Genomic DNA, 17,270 nt, shown 5'->3' with positions numbered 1-17,270 from the left:
CGACAACGTTTTCTATGGCTGAAGTTGATTCATTGCTGACCCCAGACCCCATCCACGTCATTGGAGGCGGTCTAGCTGGGACTGAAGCGGCATGGCAAATTGCCCGTGCTGGATTGCCCGTCATTTTGCACGAGATGCGGCCTTTAGAGAAAAGTCCGGCCCACCATACTGAGCATTTGGCCGAGCTGGTGTGCAGTAATTCCTTTGGGGCCAAGTCGAGCGATCGCGCCGCAGGCTTACTCCATACTGAGCTACGCCAGCTCGGTTCTATCATTATTGAAAAAGCTGACGAACATGAAGTACCGGCCGGGGGAGCCTTAGCTGTCGATCGAGCGGTGTTCAGTGAAAATCTGACGCAGACTTTAGCGCAGCATCCTCTCATTGAACTGCGTCGAGATGAAGTGCGAGAGATCCCGAAAGATGGCATTGCTGTCTTGACGACGGGACCGTTGACGAGTGCCGCACTAGAGGTAGATCTGCGGCAGTTCACGGGGCAGGACTATCTCAGCTTTTTTGACGCTGCCAGCCCCATTATCGTGGGCGAGTCGATTAACCGTGACGTCGCCTTTTTAGCCTCTCGCTACGATCGGGGTGAGGCCGCGTATCTTAATTGTCCCTTTAATAGAGAACAGTATTTGACGTTTTGGCAGGCCCTTTGTGAGGCAGAACAAGCAGAACTCAAAGACTTCGAGCGAGAGACGGCTAAGTTTTTCGAAGCCTGCTTACCCGTGGAAGAAATGGCGCAGCGCGGTGAAGATACGCTGCGCTACGGCCCGATGAAGCCTGTGGGGTTATTCGATGTGCGCCTCGGTGATTTCAAAGCACCTGAAAATCAGCAGCATCGCCCCTATGCCATTGTTCAGCTCCGTCAAGAAGATAAAGCTGGCAAGCTATGGAACATGGTGGGCTTCCAGACAAACCTGCGCTGGGGTGAGCAAAAGCGAGTTTTCCGGATGATTCCGGGGCTAGAGCAGGCGGAGTTTGTACGCATGGGTGTGATGCATCGCAATACGTTTTTGAATGCGCCGGAACTGCTACACCCCAGCCTCCAGTTCAAGCAGCGTCCAACGCTACTGGCGGCGGGGCAACTGGTGGGCACTGAAGGCTACACGGCGGCGGCGGCAGGTGGCTGGCTAGCGGGAACCAATGCAGCTCGGATTGCCCGAGGGTTAGAGCCAGTGGTACTACCTCCCACAACTATGAACGGTGCCTTGTTTGAGTTCATTAGTTCAGCATCGCCCAAGCACTTTCAGCCGATGCCGCCCAACTTTGGGATTATTCCTGAACTGGCCCAGCGGGTGAAAAAGAAAAAAGATCGGTATGGGGCCTATCGCGATCGCGCTCTAACCGACTTGACTGCCTGGATTGCTGAACCGCAACCGTTGACGCAGCGGGTTCTGGCCTAAAGCAACATAGAGTCGATATTTTTGTTGCCAATACTGGAGCCGCTTAATGCTCCAACCCCCTAGAGTGTCTTTTTGTTCACTACATCTTGCGTAGGAACTTATTGCTGGCGCTGATGACAGAGGGGGGAATGGTATGCCCGCCATCAAAGGGGAACCAAGTCACGTCGTAGCCTTTAGACTGGAGAGTCTGCCGCATTTTCTCACTCTCAGAGAACGCCAGCACCTTGTCAGACCGTCCATGTGCCAAGAATACCTTCGGTAAGGATTCTCCCGTATGAGGAGGTCGAGCCAAGGCCAGGTAAGGAGAGTAAAGTAGCATCCCCTCTATCTGCAGGCTCTCCTCGGCTAATAAATTGCTGGCCATCATGGCCCCTTGTGAAAAGCCACCTACAGTAATCGAGCGATCTGGATATTTGTTGTGCAGATCGTTCATGAACGATAGAAGCTGTTGATAAGACGATTCGAACCCATTGCCATTGAATTGAGTCCAAGCCAAGCCACCTGATTTAAGCGCGAGGGGCGCAGCAGGATAAATAAAAGCGGCTCTCTCACCGGCCTCAAGCTCCTTTTCTAAGCCAACCAGATCATCACCCTGCGCACCGTATCCATGTAATAAAACGATGATGCGCTCGGCTTGTTCCAAAGGGACACCGGCAAATTCAACATTCAGCCCGCCCCAAGACGTATCGTCTATCTGACGCTCTGATTTAGTGGCGGAATCTTGATGCGAAGGATTGGGAGGAGCAGGCAAAGGGGAAGCCACATCCCTGGAGGGAAGCACATTGGCATCGCATCCAACACTGCAGATCAGAAGAATAGCAATGAGAAGCACAAACCGATGGGGTATCTTAAATCGGCTTTGCACTGACTTGTTATAGAACACATGCATCTTTTGCATCTTGAGTCTATGTTGATCTCAGTCATAGAGAGAACACCTGTATCATAGCGATTACCCAAGGGGAAAATTTTCGCTCTGACAAATGCCCGCTATGATGGGGCCATTATGGCTATTGTCTCTTCCAAACAATCTTCCCAGCCGGATAAGTCGCCGAAGCGATCGCAAGTCAAGGAGCCGAAAGCATCTGCTGTAGATGCACCGATTCTGCAACCGGAAGCAGATCCCGCAGAGCGCCAGGTCAAGCAGGATGAAAAGCTTCGACCTCAGCAGCTCGGAGAGTACTTGGGACAGCAGGAACTCAAAGATGTACTCAAAATTGCGATTCAAGCTTCTCAATCTCGAAAAGAAGCCTTAGATCATCTATTACTCTACGGTCCACCTGGCTTAGGTAAAACGACGATCGCACTCATTTTGGCCTCGGAAATGGGAGTGACCTGTAAGGTAACCAGCGCCCCTGCCTTAGAACGTCCCCGCGACATTGTCGGTTTACTCGTCAATCTGCAGGCGGGCGATATTCTGTTTATCGATGAAATCCATCGTCTCTCGCGGATGACAGAGGAGCTGCTGTATCCAGCGATGGAGGATTTTCGGTTAGATATCACGATTGGCAAGGGGCAATCAGCCCGGATTCGGAGTCTGCCGCTGCCGCCCTTTACGCTGGTGGGGGCCACAACGCGGGTGGGGGCACTCAGTTCCCCCCTGCGCGATCGCTTCGGTTTTGTCCAGCGATTACGCTTTTATGAACCCGATGAGCTGAGTCAAATTGTATTGCGAACTGCCGATATTCTGAAAACACAGGTGACGGACCAGGCGGCGTTAGAAATTGCCCGCCGCGCCAGGGGAACGCCGCGCATTGCCAATCGATTGCTGAAGCGAGTCCGGGACTATGCAGAGGTCAAGAAAAAACTCATTATTGACCCACAGGTTGCAACTGAAGCGCTGGAGCTATTCAATGTTGATCCCTGTGGTCTGGACTGGACCGACCGACGATTATTGACGGTGATGATTGAGCATTACAACGGGGGACCGGTTGGCGTGGATGCAATAGCCGCCGCCACGGGCGAAGATTCCCAAACGATTGAAGAGGTCTACGAACCCTATCTATTACAGATTGGCTATCTCAACCGGACGCCTCGTGGGCGCGTGGCTACACCTGCTGCTTGGAAGCATTTAGGGTATCAACCCCCAGAACAGCAAATGTCTTTATTGAGGTAGCTCTCGTGCTAGGCGTTTAATTATTGGTGTGATTGTTGATAATCTTAGCCAGCCCTGGCACGGCCTCTTCCACGTCGCCCTTTACTGACTTGCGGACCTTTTTATAGGCCGCGATCACGATTTTGTTTTGCGCCTTGCTGATTTTTGTATCCGTCACCCCGAGCAGAACCTCTGCTGTTTGCTCACGATTCTGGCTGAGGTGCTCCACCGGATCCCCTGCGCGAAGGCCCTCATCCCACATGGGTTCGACGGCTCTCAAGGCAGGTGGTAACAAGCCCTGCAGTGCTCTGGGAACGTAGCCAGGGCCAAGACCTTTGAGGGCGCGATAGGCGGTTTTTATGGCTAGACCTGAGATGCCCTTCTTGGTCGCAACTTGTTCGTCCATGAGCTGGGCACACTCTTCTGCGATTTTGGCCTGGGTCTCTCGATCTTGAATGCTGTTGCTCAACCCCATCTGTTTATCTCCTAGCAGTACACCACGCGCGACTGAAGCTCCTGCACTGGGCAAAGAAGCTTCAGCAAGAACTTTTTCTGATCGGATCAGAACACTAAATCCGAATTATTTTAGCTAAATTCACGACATTACAGATGCTTGGTCACGGCCTCTGCAAATGTGCTTTGGGGCTTGGCACCGAGAATGCGCTCGACTAGCTCTCCATTCTTGAACAGAAGAACCTCCGGCAGACGAGAAACCTCAAACTGCTGCGGGATTTCTCGATTCTTTTCGGTATCTATTTTAACGATCGTGATTTTCCCATCGAAGGTCTCTGCCAGTTTTTCCATGAAGCGACTGACTTTTCGGCAGGGACCACACCACGAAACCATAAAGTCAACGAGGACGAGAGTGTTGCTGTTTAGCAGTGCTTCGAAGTCGCTATCTTGAATCTCTGGAACTCGAGTTTCTGGTGCTGTGTTCATGGGCTAAGGGGATGAAGGACAGGTCTCTATTGTAGAACTGCGTTGTTTGAAAGTCTGGGGTTGCGATCGCACCCCTACCCTTTTCGCCAGCACTCATCTTCTCTATGGCTGAAATAGCTCTCAAATCGTTGTTTGACGGCTGCCGTCTCGCGGTGATAGGTCATTGAGAGATCATCCAAAAGCTGTGCCAAGCGCCTAAAAATTAGCTTAGATGACTTCAACATTGCTTAAGCAATGGGTCGTAATTTCAGACTGTTAACAGCCAAGGCGAGTCGCTTTTAGTTTCTACCAAACGGTAGAGCTGTTTCGCGTAGACACCCGCTAATATAAGGCATGCCAATTGAAAGCTTGGCGATTACCTTGGGAATTTAGAGAAGAGCATGGAAGATAAAACCGTCAATCTGCTGCTGGTTGAGGATGATGCTGTTGATGTCATGAATGTTCAACGAGCATTTAAGAAAAACAACATCACCAATCCTCTCTGCGTTGCGGAAAACGGTCTAGAAGCCTTGCAGATGCTGCGGGGGGAAGAGGGGCAGCCTCCCGTGGTCCCAGGTCATCGGCGTTTGGTGCTGCTGGACCTCAATATGCCAAAAATGAATGGTATTGAATTTCTGCAGGAGCTGCGTGCTGATCCTGAGCTTCAGATGACACCTGTGATTGTTCTCACGACGTCTGATGATGATCGAGATCGTGTGGAAGCCTATCGCCTCAATGTTGCCGGTTACATTCTCAAGCCCGTTACCTTTAGTAACTTTGTCGAGGTTATGGCTGCATTGAATAAGTTTTGGACTCTTTGTGAAATGCCGTAGGTTTGTGGTCAGCAGTGTCTTTAGAAACGCATTTAAATCTATTAATTGTTGACGATGACGACGTTGATCGCATGGCTGTGCGACGGGCGCTGAAGAATGCTGACTTCCCTTTTCGCATCACCGAAGCCTGCGACTGTTCTAGTGCGACCGAAGCGTTAGAGCAGCAGACCTTTCACTGCATGCTGCTGGACTATCTGCTGCCAGATGGCAACGCACTCTCACTGATTCAGACTTTGCGCAAGGAAGGTCAAAACCTGCCGATTGTTGTGTTAACAGGGCAGGGAGATGAGCAGGTTGCAGTGGAGGTGATGAAGGCGGGAGCTTCGGACTATCTCGCGAAGGCAAAGGTTTCACCCACGCAGCTCTCTAAAATTATCCAGGGGGCGATCCGGCTCTATGAAGCTGAGATTCAGGTCGTACAGACGAACCGGCTACTGCGGGAAACAAACGAGCGCCTGAAGGTTAAGACGAGGCAGCTTGAGCAGCAGCGCCAGCAGATTCATTCACAAAACCTACAGTTGATGAAGGCGTCTCAGCTTAAGTCGCAGTTTTTAGCCACCATGTCCCATGAGATTCGGACGCCGATGAATGCGATCATGGGGTTCTCGCAAATCCTGATGCAGGGGAACAAGGGAAAACTAACAGACTCGCAGCACAGCATGGCGCAGCGTATCTTTGACAACAGCAGCAATTTGCTGGGGCTGCTCAATAAGCTTTTAGATTTTTCAAAACTTGAGTCTGGCCGATCTGAGGTCATGTCTGCGCCGGTAAACGTGGCAAAGCTGGTGCTAGCGACGACAGAAGAACTGCGTTCCTTGGCCGATCAGAAGCATCTAAAGCTGATCACTAAGATTCAGCTTGAGGATAAAAAAATAGAGACTGATGCCGATCGCTTAAGGCAAATTCTGGTAAATTTGGTTTCGAACGCCATCAAGTTTACTGAATCCGGTCAAATTGAGGTCCAACTCTCGGAAGAGACTGAGGATCGAGTTGCGATCGCAATTCAAGATACGGGCATTGGTATTGCGCCCCAGCACCGCGATCATATCTTTGAAGCCTTCTGTCAGGTCGACCAGACCACCACTCGCCAGCAAGCCGGTACCGGTTTAGGGTTGGCGATTACCCGGTCGTTAGTCGAGTTACTGCAGGGAGAGATTCAGGTTGAGAGCACATTAGGATCTGGCTCTACCTTTCTCGTGATTTTGCCCCGCTATCTTGATCTCGCCACTGATCAAGACTTCAAGGAAGCTGCCGTATCGGCAATTCCTTCATCTTTTATATGATGCTTATTTGATAAATTGCTATGCTCCCTGCCCGAATCTTGGCCGTTGACGATTCTCCCGATAATCTACTGCTGCTGGAAACCTTACTCGAAGACCTTGATGAATATGAGTTAACCTGTGTCGAAAATGGTTTAAAAGCGCTGGAGTTTATCCATCATTCGCCGCCCGACTTGATTCTGTTAGACGTGATGATGCCGGGCATAGATGGATACGAAGTGGCTCAGAGAATCCGCAGTAATGAGCAACTGCCCTTCATTCCCATTTTGTTGCTGACGGCTCATGAACAATCGAGCGTCGTCACCGGATTGGATGCCGGAGCCGACGATTTCATTCGTAAGCCCTTTCAGATCGGTGAGCTGATGGCTCGGATTCGGGCCTTACTGCGTCTTAAGTATAGTATTGACGAACAGCAGAAAATGCTGCGCCAGCGGGATGATTTTGTTGCCCGTATGACCCACGATCTGCGAACCCCTCTGATTGCCGCGAACCGAATGCTGCAGTTTTGTCTCAAGGGCAGCTTCGGCCAGTCACTCGCCGACATTAGCCCCGCCCTGAGCAATATTGTTGACAGCAATGACAACCTTTTGCAGATGGTGAACACGCTGCTAGAGGTCTATCGCCACGAAGCAGGTCGTAAGCAGTTAACCCTGAGTCAGGTGAATTTATATGAGCTGTGCCAAGAGGTGATGCAAACGCTGCAGGCATTAGCTGATGAAAAGCAGTTAACCCTTGCGATCCAGGCTGACGAAGATGATTTCTGCATCCAGGGGGACTGTATGGAACTGCGTCGCGTGATCACTAATCTCGTTGGCAATGCGATCAAGTTTACGCAAAAGGGTTCCGTTGCCCTGCACCTAGATTGTGAGACTACCCCACAGAGAAGGGTCGTTCTGCAGGTGCAAGATACAGGTGCTGGAATAGAGCCCGAGATGCAGCACGTTGTTTTTGAATGGTTCCGTCAGGGAGCGCACGTCAAAGGGGGGAGTGGTCTAGGGCTGCATCTTGTACACCGGATTGTTGCTCTCCATCATGGGACCGTCAGCGTTCAGTCTCAAGTGGGTGAGGGCAGTACGTTTACGGTGTCGCTACCCAGTCAGCAAGTTTAATCTCGATTGCCGCATTTGGCTGAGTCAGAAGTGATGTTATGTCGTTCTCTTGGCGTCTCCATTGACAGACTTCATTCAGAGGCCTCATGCATGTGTCGCTACACAGCGAGACCTGGTTAAGTTAGGACAGCCTGTTGCCGGTGAACATGGTGTGCAGCCGAGTACTGTCCTAGGCGTACCGCTCCATAGCAGTATTCGGCTGAGTTAAGACAGCCTTTCTTTAGCAGACATAGCTTGCAACCGTTTCAATGTCCTAATCAATGCGCGTACCCCTATATCTCTGGGTTGAGGTGGGCAATCTCTGATGTCCACACTGCGTTAGATGTGCCCGCCTCAGGGATTAAGTTTAATGACTAGTGCTAATAGCTGAAACGTTGATGAATTTAAGACAGTTCTAATTCCTATCGCTGGCGTTTACCTTCTCTGATGAGACTGATGGCCTTAGCCGGTAGGGTAAGTTAATAGAACATTCCGATGGGGAGCAGAGCTTCTTGCTGCTCCCTTTGCTGTACTCTGTGTGAGACCTATGGCTCAGACCGTCACACCCACTGCTAAGCCGCGTCCATCGTCCTGGGCCGTAACGATGGGAGCGAGAGGCGTCGCCCTGGTGATGGTTGTTAATGTTGCTCTAGTGCTGTTTCAGGCCAGCTATCAGGCGCTACGGCCTCTCTACTTCCGATTCTTGCCTGCCATTGCCCTCCGTTACGATCAGGTGCAGTCGTTTTGGCAAATTGACCAGTATTTTGCCGCCTTTTTTGGCCTTGCCTTTTTGGTTCGGACCCTTGCCCTCAGCCGTCGCCACCCCCGCATTTCTTGGGGAAGCGCGATGCTGAGACGATCCTATGAGCTGCTGCTGCTGCTGCCCTTCTGGCAGTGGATGCGAATGGTACCGATGCTGATGCAGGTACATCGGTCGGGGTTGATCAATCTTGAACGCCCTCTGGCGCAACTCACGCATGAACCCACGGCCTATCTTGCGGACCGCGTTTCCATGTTTATGCTGGTGCGGCTCGTCAATCAGACTCAAGAGTCGGTGGAGCGAGGCGAAGCGGCTCAGCTATTGCTCAATACGGACAACTATATCCAAGTGGGGGACTCCAACACGCTAGATCGCCTCGTGGATCGCCTGCTGTCGCTGACGATCTATCAAGTGATTCCTCAGGTGCAGCCCAACTTGGAGGCACTGCTGCGTCAGAGTTTAGAAAACACCTTCAAGCGTAGCGATGTCTATCAGGGCCTCAAGGGCATCCCGGGGATGAATGTGCTGCCTGCAGGGGCCATTGAGCAACTCTCAGACTACCTGGCCCAGTCAACCTATGAAGTACTGGTGTCGTCCTACTCTGATCCGCGTAACCGTGTCGTCTTTGAGGAGCTTTCAGAAGATTTTAAGCAGGCCCTGCGCCGCAGTCTGCAGGAGAAGGCGACGCAGCAAGAGCTTCAGGCACTGTTGTCTGATCTGTTAGAGGAAATGAAGCTTAACTATATCCAGCGAGCTGTCCAGCGCGATCCTGAGGCAACCCTAACAGAGGTCAATCGTCTTCAGGAAGGGGCGATACCACCGCCTGCGCCCTGATCTCTATCGAGCGATTGAGAGATGAAATTTGAGGGTTCTACCTCAGGGGAGACGCATTCTGGGTTCAAATTAATCAGACTTAAGAGGATGCAGGAACGTTAATATCCGACGTTCCATTAAGAGCGCACTCGAATCAAGCTTAATCAGCCATAGGGGTATGGTTGCTGTTCGCCGATTCTGTAGACGAATTTCAGTGCTCTTGATGTGCCTGCTATGACTTTTAGGAGATTTTATGAGTTCTTTGTTTCGACGATCTGCAGCACTTGTGGGAGGAGCTTTAGTTGCGATCGCAACACCCGCATCGGCTCAAGACGCATCTTTTTCTGATGTGAACTTCAGCTACTGGGCGAGACCCTTTATTGAGGAGCTGGCCTCCAAAGATATTATTAAGGGGTTTCCTGACGGCAGCTTTAAGCCCAACGAACCTGTGACGCGCGCGCAGTTCGCAGCCATTGTCCGCCAAGCCTTTGATCAAAAGGCTGTCCGCCGGTACACAGCCTTTAATGACGTGCCGTCCGACTTCTGGGCCGCACCAGCTGTCAGGAAAGCCTACACCACCGGCTTCATGAGTGGCTATCCGGGCGGCAAGTTTGAGCCGACGCAGCGCATTCCCCGCGTTCAAGCCCTCGTTTCTCTTTCCAGTGGTTTAGAGCTAGAGTCACCCGCCAATACGGATAAGATGTTGGGCATGTATCAAGATGCCGCAGATATTCCTGACTATGCCAATCAGGGCATTAGTGCGGCGACGGCCAAGGGATTAGTGGTTAACCACCCAAACGTCAAATACCTCAACCCCAATCAGTCGGCAACGCGAGCCGATGTGGCGGCCTTTGTCTATCAGGCACTGGTGAAGCAGGGGCAACTGCAGCCGATTGCGGCAGGCAGTAAAACGGCGAACTATATCGTACAGGCCACGGCTCCCTCGCAGGCTGCGGCTCAACCCGAAAAGCCAGCGGCCAATCAGCCCGCAGGTTTGCTAGTAGCTCAAGGGACAGATATTGCGCTCAAGTACCCCGGTAATGCAGGCACCAAGATTGTGGTGGCTCCTGGCGAAACCTATGAAACCTCTTTATTGGTGGCGCAAGATATCACCAATGCCAACGGTCGGGTCTTGATCCCAGCCGACAGTCGAATCATGGGTCGGTTTGTGCCACAGAACATTAATGGCACGACTCCTGCAACCCAGTTTGTCGCCGATAAACTGATGGTAGGCAACAAGTCCTATCCGCTGAACGCGACTTCTAATCCTCAAGTTGCCGTCAATGAAACTGAGTTAAAGTCCACTGATCTGCGAACAGCGGTCACCAGCGCTGCGGCTCGAACGGCTGTGGAATCAGCTTTAGGGCGTCCAGTCAGTGTCGGCAATGTTCTTCAGAATGCTTTGGGCACTCAATCGCCTAGTACGGCCAACAACTCGGTCATTGTCATCGATCCAAATCAGTTGACGCTGACGACCCGCGCTGGGTTGCGAGTTACAGCTCAAAAGTAAATGACGGCGTGATTTGGCTCCTCCTGTTCGATCCTTCGGACAGGAGGAGCTGCTTGTATTGGAGTCTCCTGTACATCAATTCATTCAATAGCGGAAAGCAACCCCTATCTTTTGAGGGATGCTGTAACTGCTGAAATATTTAATAATGAAGAAGGCGGCCGATAGCCGCCATCTTTATACGTTGCGTTCGCTGGCGGTCCAGCGCTTTCCGCAATATAGATTCAAGTTAAAAGGACAGATTAAAGTATGGCACCGTTAACAGGGCTCAATCTCATTGATTGCGCAAAGGCAAACTCAAAGCAGGGACTTGAGGTGGCTGCAAAGCAGTGTGGATATGGTGAAGATACTGAAAACTTCATTGAACAGTTGCAGGCTGCTTGCCAAGAGATCGGTGTTGATGTTCAGGAGCTGTCGGACTTGATCACTGAACGGCAGCGAGCCACTAAGATACCAGGCGTGACCATTGCACCGGACTCAGCATCTGATTTGGGTACGGTACGCAAGCCAAATGCATGATCAAGCTCAACGCTGAATTTACTTATTCCTACAAAAATAAGGGCGATCTCATTCAAGTGATCCGCCTTTGTGGCAATCCTGGGGCTGAGTTTGAGCGAACGCTGGCTCCAGGACAGTCCTTTGTCTTTGAGGCTGCACCTCAGGCAAAGCTAGAGGTTTGTACACATCACAATGCTGCGTCTATTGTTTGCGATCGCATCCCTTGTCAGCAGTTGAGTCGAATAGAAGCCGTTTGATTTCAGATGCGCATATACGGCAGCATATAGATATAGAAACGGTGGCTAGTTCAACGCAGGGACTGCCACCGTTTTTGCTGTCGTTTGTCGTCGCGCCTATTCTCAGGCGCTGACGCAGTTGTTCCTGCCTGCCGTGAGGGCCTGGAAGTGGCTCTATGAGGAGAGAGCCTGAAGTTCTTTTTCTGGCAAGACTGGCTTTCCGAGAGAAAGCGTGTTTTCGATAGTGTTTACAATCGCGCCACAGATAGTGTCTAGGGGCAAGTCGTTAGCGCCATAGCCAAAGGGGTTCTCAAGCTCTCGGCCAACCTCTTCAACGCCCAGCAGCAAAAAGCTGACAATTGCCATGACTGGGATTGACCACCAGGTTATTTCAGGCACGACCCGGAAGGGGAGGCCAATGCAGTAAATCAAAATCAGGCGCTTGAGAAAAATCCGGTAGGCAACGGGGATGGGTGTTGTCACAATCCGTTCACAACCACTAATGCCTTCGACTAAGCTATTGAGCATGACATTGGCGGATGCAACCTGGGCTTCAATAATGTTGCCCTCTTTCATCTGCTGTTGCAGATAGCTGCGGATCCAGAAAACAATGATCAGGGGACGATGCTTGGCTGTTTCAAGCTGCTGGAGTTGGGCAGGTGTTACTTGCTCCTTGAGTTCATCGTTAATGTCTTCGTCGCGGAGGTGGAGCTTGGTTGCGATCGCAAAGGCCGACAGCAATCGAATGGCGTCTTGTTTCTCTTGTTCATTGCCTGAGAGTGCAACCTGCAGTTCTTGGGCTAGGTTGCGGGTGTTGACCACTAAAGATCCCCACGCTTTGCGCCCTTCCCAGAAACGGTCGTAGGAGGTATTGGTGCGAAATACAATCAGCAAGCCGAGGATGAGGTTATAGATAACGTTCGTGGTGAGTTCACCCAGCTTTTCTAAATAGATCGGTAGGTCAGAGGTATACAGCAGCGAGACACCGGCAGCCAAACCGCAGAACAAAAGAACGCGCGGGAAAATCATCGGGACAATCGAGCCTTGAAGCTTGAAGGTCGTCGTAAACCAGTTAGGCTTCTCAAGCTTCTCTGCCGTAATCACCATTGATGGGTCTCCATGCTTCAACAAATACTAAATCTGGGTTCGAGTTCAGAATGCCTTCAAGACGATTCTAGTCTGCACTCGAAGGGGTCGATTGGGGTTGCTCACGACCGTTGCTGCTGGCGGTGTGATCGTCAAACTTTTCTTGATCAAACATATACACCGTCCGAATAGGATAGGGGATAGAAATATCTTTGCGATCGCAAGCTTGCTTGAGCGCAATCATCACCTGAGTCATCGTCCGTCGCACCTTCGCTTTTTGCGGTGCTGTCCAGTAGCGAACCACCAAATTAATCGAGCTATCTCCGAAACCCACAATATCAACCTCAGGCCGCGGGTCGAGCTGGACCCCGTCGATGTCGTTGAGTGCGTTTAAAAGTGTGTCTCTTGCCATCGGTAGTGGCGTATTGTAGTCCACGCCAATTTCTAGATCCGTTCGGCGATGCGGTTTCTTCGTCAGCACCTGTACCGGACTCGTGAACACAATTGAATTCGGCATCACAATTAGCTCACCCTGATAGGTGCGAATCTGAGTCGAGCGCAGGGCAATGCTGTCCACGGTGCCTTCGTAGTCTGCAACGATAATCTGGTCGCCTAGAGAAAACGGCTCCTGTAGTAGCAGTAAAATCCCAGCCAAAAAGTTTTTAAAAATATCCTGGAAGGCAAAACCAACAGCAACGGAACCTAGCCCTAAGAGGGCGATGATATCCCCTAGCTCCAAACCAGGAAAGGCAGAAATACAGGCAACCAGAATGCCTGCAGTCCAGGTCAAGACATAGCTGGTTTGCGCGATCAGTGTCTGTAGAGACCGACTCTTGAGCGCTTTCCGAGCAACCCGAGAGGATAGCCGCTTCACGAAACCTGCGACGTAGCGAACCACTAATAAAACGAAAATAGCAAAAAGGATGCCGGGCAGAGAGGCAATACTTTTACCGACTAGCTCCAGCAGCGTTTCCTTTATTTCCTGTAAAAAGTCACTCATAGCAGGCTAAATATAGTGTTAAAGGATCTGGTTTTCCCTTGAGGCATCCTCAAGGTTACCTCAGCTTAATCAATATCAGGTGCCACCCAATTAAAAGATAAAGTTGGACGATGCACCTCTAGCAAAAGATAGAGACTTACGCTTAAATTTCTTGGCTCTGCGATAGAAATTCTAAGCGTCATGGCTGCTGAAAAAGCCGAAAAGCACACAGGAAGTCGAAGAGTTGGTAAGCCAAGTTTTGATTTGCTACAATGGCTCTAAGCGGTTCTCGAACAGTGGTTTGGCATTCCGCTTAATATTAATATTTAGCTTGTTTTTCTTCGCTCCGCTAAAAACCGAGTAAAAAGACAACCTGAGTCCTTTCAATAGCCATCCTTTCTCAGAAATTAGACTCTGCAAAAGGACTGCCTACGCACGCTGACTGTAAGGTAGATCCAGTCCATGATTCCAAGCTTGAGTTTGCGGGTTGGGCAAACATGCATTATCCCGAGTCACTTGGCCGCATCGACCCAGCCTATCGCCCTGATTATTGACGACAGTGAAGACTGTCGGCAGATCGCTGTTTATGTTCTAGAGCAGTTGGGCTGCCGATGTTTGACTGCTGCAACAGCCGTGGAAGGGCTGCGGGTTGCGATCGCATCTGCCCCAGATATCGTTCTTTTGGATGCTGTTCTGCCTGACTTCTCGGGCCTAGAGCTACTGGATCAGTTTAAGCAATATGAACAGTCGGCCCTAGCCACAGTAGTAGCGGTCACGGCATTGTCTAGCGCTATCGATCGACAGCGGCTTCTCGATGCGGGCTGTGCTCATTGCTTGAGCAAACCATATTTGCTTGAAGATCTCGCCAATATACTCTGTCCTTACTTGGCCCTTATCCCCCTGCAGCATTCTCAAACAGGTCGTTTTGTACCTTATTCGATGGCTCTGTCAGAACCAAAATAAAGCTCATGCGGTCTGACTCAAACTTGACGTCGTTGGGTGAATCGATCACCCCTCTTTGCAGAACAGCTTCCACCTCAGCAACGATGCGGGGCCGAATGATGTCATTGAGGCGCTGCCGAATAACCTGTACCAGCTCGCCATAGCCGCTACTGAGCAGAAGCTTCTCTGGCTGTGTGATCGCACCCTCTAAAAGGATAGCAATGGCGTGGGTGCTCAAGAAATGGCAGGAGACCTGTTTTAAGGGGTGCCCCATCAGCATTTGATACGTTGAAGTGACTCGGGCAGCCAAGAGCTGTTCAACGGTTTGAGAATCGGTAGACATTGCTTGCTCTCTCTAAGACAGAAACACTTGACGGGATCTTTCAAGTACCCCTTAACCCGCCTTCGATTTGGCCTTCGGAATCGATGCAGGGTTCCGCACTTCAGGTGTCTTGTCTAGAACTGCGATCAGCCCGGTGCGCCCTGTCGAGAGCGTTGCGTCACTGAGGACATCTAAAACCTGAACCCCTAAAATATCCTCAATCACAGTCTTGAGCTGAGGCTGAATGGCATCGTCCAGATCGCTGCGGACCTGCGTTGCTAAATCTTTTTGTCCTTCTTCCACTAACAGCTTCTCGGGCTGAGTGAGCGAATCTTCGATCACGACCGCCAGCTTCTCACCGAAGATCTGGCAGGTGACTTTACTGGGTAAATGCCCTAGCTGTTCTCGGTACAGAGCCTGAATCTTTTGAGATAGCGATCGTTCTAACTGACCAATCGTGGGCTTTGATGCTGCGGGCACAGTGACTTCTCCTTCATTTAAGACCGTTACCGACAAGCCGAGAGCCTACAAACACTCATAAGTTGGCAATGGTAGGAGGCTCTGCCGAAGCAAGGCCGATACAACCAAAGGCAAATTGAGAGAATTAAAACACCTCAAGTTGCCAATAACGGTGCGATGGATTTTCAAACCGGGTTGTCAACCAATAAGGTTGGTTAACATCACAGCAATAATGTATTGCAATCTACATAAAGAGTAACACCCCTAGAGAATGAGATTTCTAAAACTTGACTCTGCTAAAAGATAGAGATCCGTCAGTGCGATCTATCTTGGGATGGAGGCTCCATTCGTATTCAGAGCGCTACACTTCCCCACCATGAGCATCCTGTACGGACAGCCGTACTCCTAACCCCTCTCAATAGAAGGCCACTGTAATGTCGAATCCTAATGGCGTCATGATGCAGTACTTTCACTGGTACTCTCCCCCTGGCGGTAGCCTCTGGCAAGAAGTGAAAAAACAGGCGCAGTTTCTCGCTGACAGGGGCATTACGTCACTCTGGCTGCCCCCCGCCTATAAAGGACAAGGAGGCGGCTACGATGTCGGCTACGGCGTTTATGATATCTACGACCTCGGTGAATTCGACCAAAAAGGCTCTATCCCCACGAAGTACGGCACCAAGGACGAATATCTTGCGGCTATTGATGCTGCCCATGACGCTGGCATTCGCGTCTATGCTGATGTCGTGCTTAATCACAAGCTAGGGGCTGATCATGAAGAAGAAGCCAAAGCCACGCCTCTTAACCCCCACGATCGCAACCAGCCCATCGGCGCGCCGCAAACCGTTAAGGTTTGGACCCACTATACGTTTCCAGGGCGGCAGGGCAAATACTCCGAAATGGAATGGCACTGGTGGCACTTCGATGCAGTAGACTACAACGCCTACAACGATGAACAACAGGCAGTCTACCTGTTTGAAGGCAAAGCCTTTGACAACAATGTCGATCTAGAAAAAGGTGTTTTTGACTACCTCATGGGCTGTGATCTAGACATGGAGCATCCTGAGGTTCGAGATGAACTCATGCGCTGGGGAGCTTGGTATGTAGACACTACCCAAGTTGACGGATTCCGGTTCGATGCCGTTAAGCATGTAAAGGCTAATTTCTTTCCCGATTGGCTTAACCACTGTCGTCAGGTGTCAGGGAAAAAGTTATTTGCCGTGGGAGAGTATTGGTCTGACGAGATTGAAGCCCTCCACCACTTTGTCTCAGTTACGGGGGGTGATGTCATGCTCTTTGATGCACCGCTGCACTACAACTTCACCGAAGCGGGCAAGCAGGGGCAAAATTATGACCTGCGACAAATCTTCGACGGCACCCTCGTCAAGCAGCAGCCCGCTCTGGCCGTCACCTTGGTTGAAAACCATGACTCGCAACCGCTGCAGGCTCTTGAATCAGTTGTAGAGTCTTGGTTTAAGCCTCTAGCCTACGGGCTGATTCTGCTGCGCCGAGATGGGTACCCCTGCGTCTTTTATGCAGACTATTACGGTGCTCACTATACAGACTATGGCAAAGACGGCAATGAATACGAAATCTGGTTAGACAGTCACCAATGGCTGATTGATAAGTTCCTTTCTGCCCGCCAAGCCTACGCATATGGCGACCAATATGACTACTTTGATCACGCCAACTGCCTTGGCTGGACAAGGCTAGGTAATGATGAACATCCTGGCGGTGTGGCGGTGGTGATCAGCAACGGCGATGACGGCACCAAATGGATGGAGATCGGTCAGCCCCATCGCACCTATATCGATCTCACCGAGCATGTTGATGAGCCCGTCACAACCAATGCAGAAGGCTGGGCTGAGTTCCGTTGTCAGGGCGGCTCTATTTCAGTCTGGGTGCCTCAGCCCTAACAACCGTTGTGCAGCAGCCTGTTTTGCAAAGATCCGGTTTGTGTGATGTGCGCCTCTTCCCTACACTTTCGAGGGACTATGTTTTCGGATTGAGGCGATGTAAGGCCACGGTCTATCCCAAGGCTTCTTAGAGATCCA

At 51.0% G+C, this 17,270-nt stretch carries 18 protein-coding genes; 11 read left to right on the top strand and 7 right to left on the bottom strand.

The window, feature by feature from the left end; translation table 11 throughout:
* Nucleotides 1–14: 14 nt before the first annotated feature.
* Complete coding sequence (trmFO, locus tag C1752_RS01720) at nucleotides 15–1,406, top strand: FADH(2)-oxidizing methylenetetrahydrofolate--tRNA-(uracil(54)-C(5))-methyltransferase TrmFO (protein WP_110984314.1); 1,392 nt, start codon at nucleotides 15–17, stop codon at nucleotides 1,404–1,406.
* 79 nt (nucleotides 1,407–1,485) lie between these two features.
* Here the strand turns inward: trmFO and C1752_RS01715 are convergent, their stop codons facing one another.
* Nucleotides 1,486–2,304: an alpha/beta hydrolase gene (locus C1752_RS01715; protein ID WP_110984313.1), complete on the bottom strand. Its 819-nt coding sequence runs from the start codon at nucleotides 2,302–2,304 to the stop codon at nucleotides 1,486–1,488.
* 105 nt (nucleotides 2,305–2,409) lie between these two features.
* On the opposite strand from C1752_RS01715, the gene ruvB reads away from it, so the two are divergent.
* Complete coding sequence (ruvB, locus tag C1752_RS01710) at nucleotides 2,410–3,519, top strand: Holliday junction branch migration DNA helicase RuvB (protein ID WP_110984312.1); 1,110 nt, start codon at nucleotides 2,410–2,412, stop codon at nucleotides 3,517–3,519.
* Between the two features lie 16 nt (nucleotides 3,520–3,535).
* Here ruvB and C1752_RS01705 read toward each other — a convergent pair whose 3' ends face one another.
* Nucleotides 3,536–3,973, bottom strand: a complete 438-nt coding sequence (locus tag C1752_RS01705; protein WP_110984311.1) for a DUF6918 family protein — start codon at nucleotides 3,971–3,973, stop codon at nucleotides 3,536–3,538.
* 128 nt (nucleotides 3,974–4,101) lie between these two features.
* Nucleotides 4,102–4,437 (bottom strand): thioredoxin family protein, encoded by a 336-nt coding sequence (locus C1752_RS01700; RefSeq protein WP_110984310.1) that lies wholly within the window; start codon nucleotides 4,435–4,437, stop codon nucleotides 4,102–4,104.
* Between the two features lie 380 nt (nucleotides 4,438–4,817).
* Between C1752_RS01700 and C1752_RS01695 the strand changes: the two genes are divergently transcribed.
* From C1752_RS01695 to C1752_RS01665, 7 genes are all read left to right on the top strand, one after another.
* Nucleotides 4,818–5,249, top strand: coding sequence for a response regulator (locus C1752_RS01695; protein ID WP_110984309.1), 432 nt, complete (start codon nucleotides 4,818–4,820; stop codon nucleotides 5,247–5,249).
* 14 nt (nucleotides 5,250–5,263) lie between these two features.
* Nucleotides 5,264–6,532 carry an ATP-binding response regulator gene (locus tag C1752_RS01690; RefSeq protein WP_233501252.1) on the top strand — a complete coding sequence of 423 codons (1,269 nt, stop codon included), beginning with the start codon at nucleotides 5,264–5,266 and terminating at the stop codon, nucleotides 6,530–6,532.
* A 20-nt stretch (nucleotides 6,533–6,552) separates the two neighbouring features.
* Nucleotides 6,553–7,638, top strand: a complete 1,086-nt coding sequence (locus C1752_RS01685; RefSeq protein ID WP_110984308.1) for a hybrid sensor histidine kinase/response regulator — start codon at nucleotides 6,553–6,555, stop codon at nucleotides 7,636–7,638.
* 526 nt (nucleotides 7,639–8,164) lie between these two features.
* Nucleotides 8,165–9,211 carry a hypothetical protein gene (locus tag C1752_RS01680; protein ID WP_110984307.1) on the top strand — a complete coding sequence of 349 codons (1,047 nt, stop codon included), beginning with the start codon at nucleotides 8,165–8,167 and terminating at the stop codon, nucleotides 9,209–9,211.
* Between the two features lie 232 nt (nucleotides 9,212–9,443).
* A complete protein-coding gene (locus C1752_RS01675) occupies nucleotides 9,444–10,700 on the top strand; it encodes an S-layer homology domain-containing protein (RefSeq protein ID WP_110984306.1) in 1,257 nt (418 codons plus the stop codon).
* 246 nt (nucleotides 10,701–10,946) lie between these two features.
* Entirely contained in the window at nucleotides 10,947–11,216 is a 270-nt protein-coding gene (locus C1752_RS01670) for a hypothetical protein (RefSeq protein WP_110984305.1), read from the top strand.
* Entirely contained in the window at nucleotides 11,213–11,452 is a 240-nt protein-coding gene (locus C1752_RS01665; protein ID WP_110984304.1) for a DUF1830 domain-containing protein, read from the top strand. Before C1752_RS01670 ends, C1752_RS01665 begins: the two co-directional genes overlap by 4 nt.
* Before the next feature lie 153 nt (nucleotides 11,453–11,605).
* Here C1752_RS01665 and C1752_RS01660 read toward each other — a convergent pair whose 3' ends face one another.
* Entirely contained in the window at nucleotides 11,606–12,538 is a 933-nt protein-coding gene (locus tag C1752_RS01660) for a bestrophin family protein (protein WP_110984303.1), read from the bottom strand.
* A gap of 67 nt (nucleotides 12,539–12,605) precedes the next feature.
* Nucleotides 12,606–13,517 (bottom strand): mechanosensitive ion channel family protein, encoded by a 912-nt coding sequence (locus C1752_RS01655; RefSeq protein ID WP_110984302.1) that lies wholly within the window; start codon nucleotides 13,515–13,517, stop codon nucleotides 12,606–12,608.
* 441 nt (nucleotides 13,518–13,958) lie between these two features.
* On the opposite strand from C1752_RS01655, the gene C1752_RS01650 reads away from it, so the two are divergent.
* Nucleotides 13,959–14,459, top strand: a complete 501-nt coding sequence (locus C1752_RS01650; RefSeq protein ID WP_110984301.1) for a response regulator — start codon at nucleotides 13,959–13,961, stop codon at nucleotides 14,457–14,459.
* Here C1752_RS01650 and C1752_RS01645 read toward each other — a convergent pair.
* The gene (locus tag C1752_RS01645) at nucleotides 14,389–14,781 is read right to left on the bottom strand and encodes a Na-translocating system protein MpsC family protein (RefSeq protein ID WP_110984300.1); all 393 of its coding nucleotides are present in this window, start codon (nucleotides 14,779–14,781) and stop codon (nucleotides 14,389–14,391) included. The genes C1752_RS01650 and C1752_RS01645 overlap by 71 nt on opposite strands.
* A gap of 51 nt (nucleotides 14,782–14,832) precedes the next feature.
* Complete coding sequence (locus C1752_RS01640; RefSeq protein WP_110984299.1) at nucleotides 14,833–15,240, bottom strand: Na-translocating system protein MpsC family protein; 408 nt, start codon at nucleotides 15,238–15,240, stop codon at nucleotides 14,833–14,835.
* A gap of 413 nt (nucleotides 15,241–15,653) precedes the next feature.
* On the opposite strand from C1752_RS01640, the gene C1752_RS01635 reads away from it, so the two are divergent.
* Complete coding sequence (locus tag C1752_RS01635) at nucleotides 15,654–17,132, top strand: alpha-amylase (protein WP_110984298.1); 1,479 nt, start codon at nucleotides 15,654–15,656, stop codon at nucleotides 17,130–17,132.
* Nucleotides 17,133–17,270: the final 138 nt, after the last annotated feature.

This window comes from Acaryochloris thomasi RCC1774 (assembly GCF_003231495.1).
Lineage (GTDB): Bacteria > Cyanobacteriota > Cyanobacteriia > Thermosynechococcales > Thermosynechococcaceae > RCC1774.
The sequence above is the reverse complement of the archived record's forward strand: the minus strand, read 5'-3'. Positions and strand labels throughout refer to the sequence as shown.

Excerpts from the sequence above, each read along its gene's own strand:
- trmFO (WP_110984314.1), top strand. The coding sequence starts at position 15 with ATGGCTGAAGTTGATTCATTGCTGACCCCAGACCCCATCCACGTCATT.
- C1752_RS01715 (WP_110984313.1), bottom strand. The coding sequence starts at position 2,304 with ATGCAAAAGATGCATGTGTTCTATAACAAGTCAGTGCAAAGCCGATTT.
- ruvB (WP_110984312.1), top strand. The coding sequence starts at position 2,410 with ATGGCTATTGTCTCTTCCAAACAATCTTCCCAGCCGGATAAGTCGCCG.
- C1752_RS01705 (WP_110984311.1), bottom strand. The coding sequence starts at position 3,973 with ATGGGGTTGAGCAACAGCATTCAAGATCGAGAGACCCAGGCCAAAATC.
- C1752_RS01700 (WP_110984310.1), bottom strand. The coding sequence starts at position 4,437 with ATGAACACAGCACCAGAAACTCGAGTTCCAGAGATTCAAGATAGCGAC.
- C1752_RS01695 (WP_110984309.1), top strand. The coding sequence starts at position 4,818 with ATGGAAGATAAAACCGTCAATCTGCTGCTGGTTGAGGATGATGCTGTT.
- C1752_RS01685 (WP_110984308.1), top strand. The coding sequence starts at position 6,553 with ATGCTCCCTGCCCGAATCTTGGCCGTTGACGATTCTCCCGATAATCTA.
- C1752_RS01680 (WP_110984307.1), top strand. The coding sequence starts at position 8,165 with ATGGCTCAGACCGTCACACCCACTGCTAAGCCGCGTCCATCGTCCTGG.
- C1752_RS01675 (WP_110984306.1), top strand. The coding sequence starts at position 9,444 with ATGAGTTCTTTGTTTCGACGATCTGCAGCACTTGTGGGAGGAGCTTTA.
- C1752_RS01670 (WP_110984305.1), top strand. The coding sequence starts at position 10,947 with ATGGCACCGTTAACAGGGCTCAATCTCATTGATTGCGCAAAGGCAAAC.
- C1752_RS01665 (WP_110984304.1), top strand. The coding sequence starts at position 11,213 with ATGATCAAGCTCAACGCTGAATTTACTTATTCCTACAAAAATAAGGGC.
- C1752_RS01660 (WP_110984303.1), bottom strand. The coding sequence starts at position 12,538 with ATGGTGATTACGGCAGAGAAGCTTGAGAAGCCTAACTGGTTTACGACG.
- C1752_RS01655 (WP_110984302.1), bottom strand. The coding sequence starts at position 13,517 with ATGAGTGACTTTTTACAGGAAATAAAGGAAACGCTGCTGGAGCTAGTC.
- C1752_RS01650 (WP_110984301.1), top strand. The coding sequence starts at position 13,959 with ATGATTCCAAGCTTGAGTTTGCGGGTTGGGCAAACATGCATTATCCCG.
- C1752_RS01645 (WP_110984300.1), bottom strand. The coding sequence starts at position 14,781 with ATGTCTACCGATTCTCAAACCGTTGAACAGCTCTTGGCTGCCCGAGTC.
- C1752_RS01635 (WP_110984298.1), top strand. The coding sequence starts at position 15,654 with ATGTCGAATCCTAATGGCGTCATGATGCAGTACTTTCACTGGTACTCT.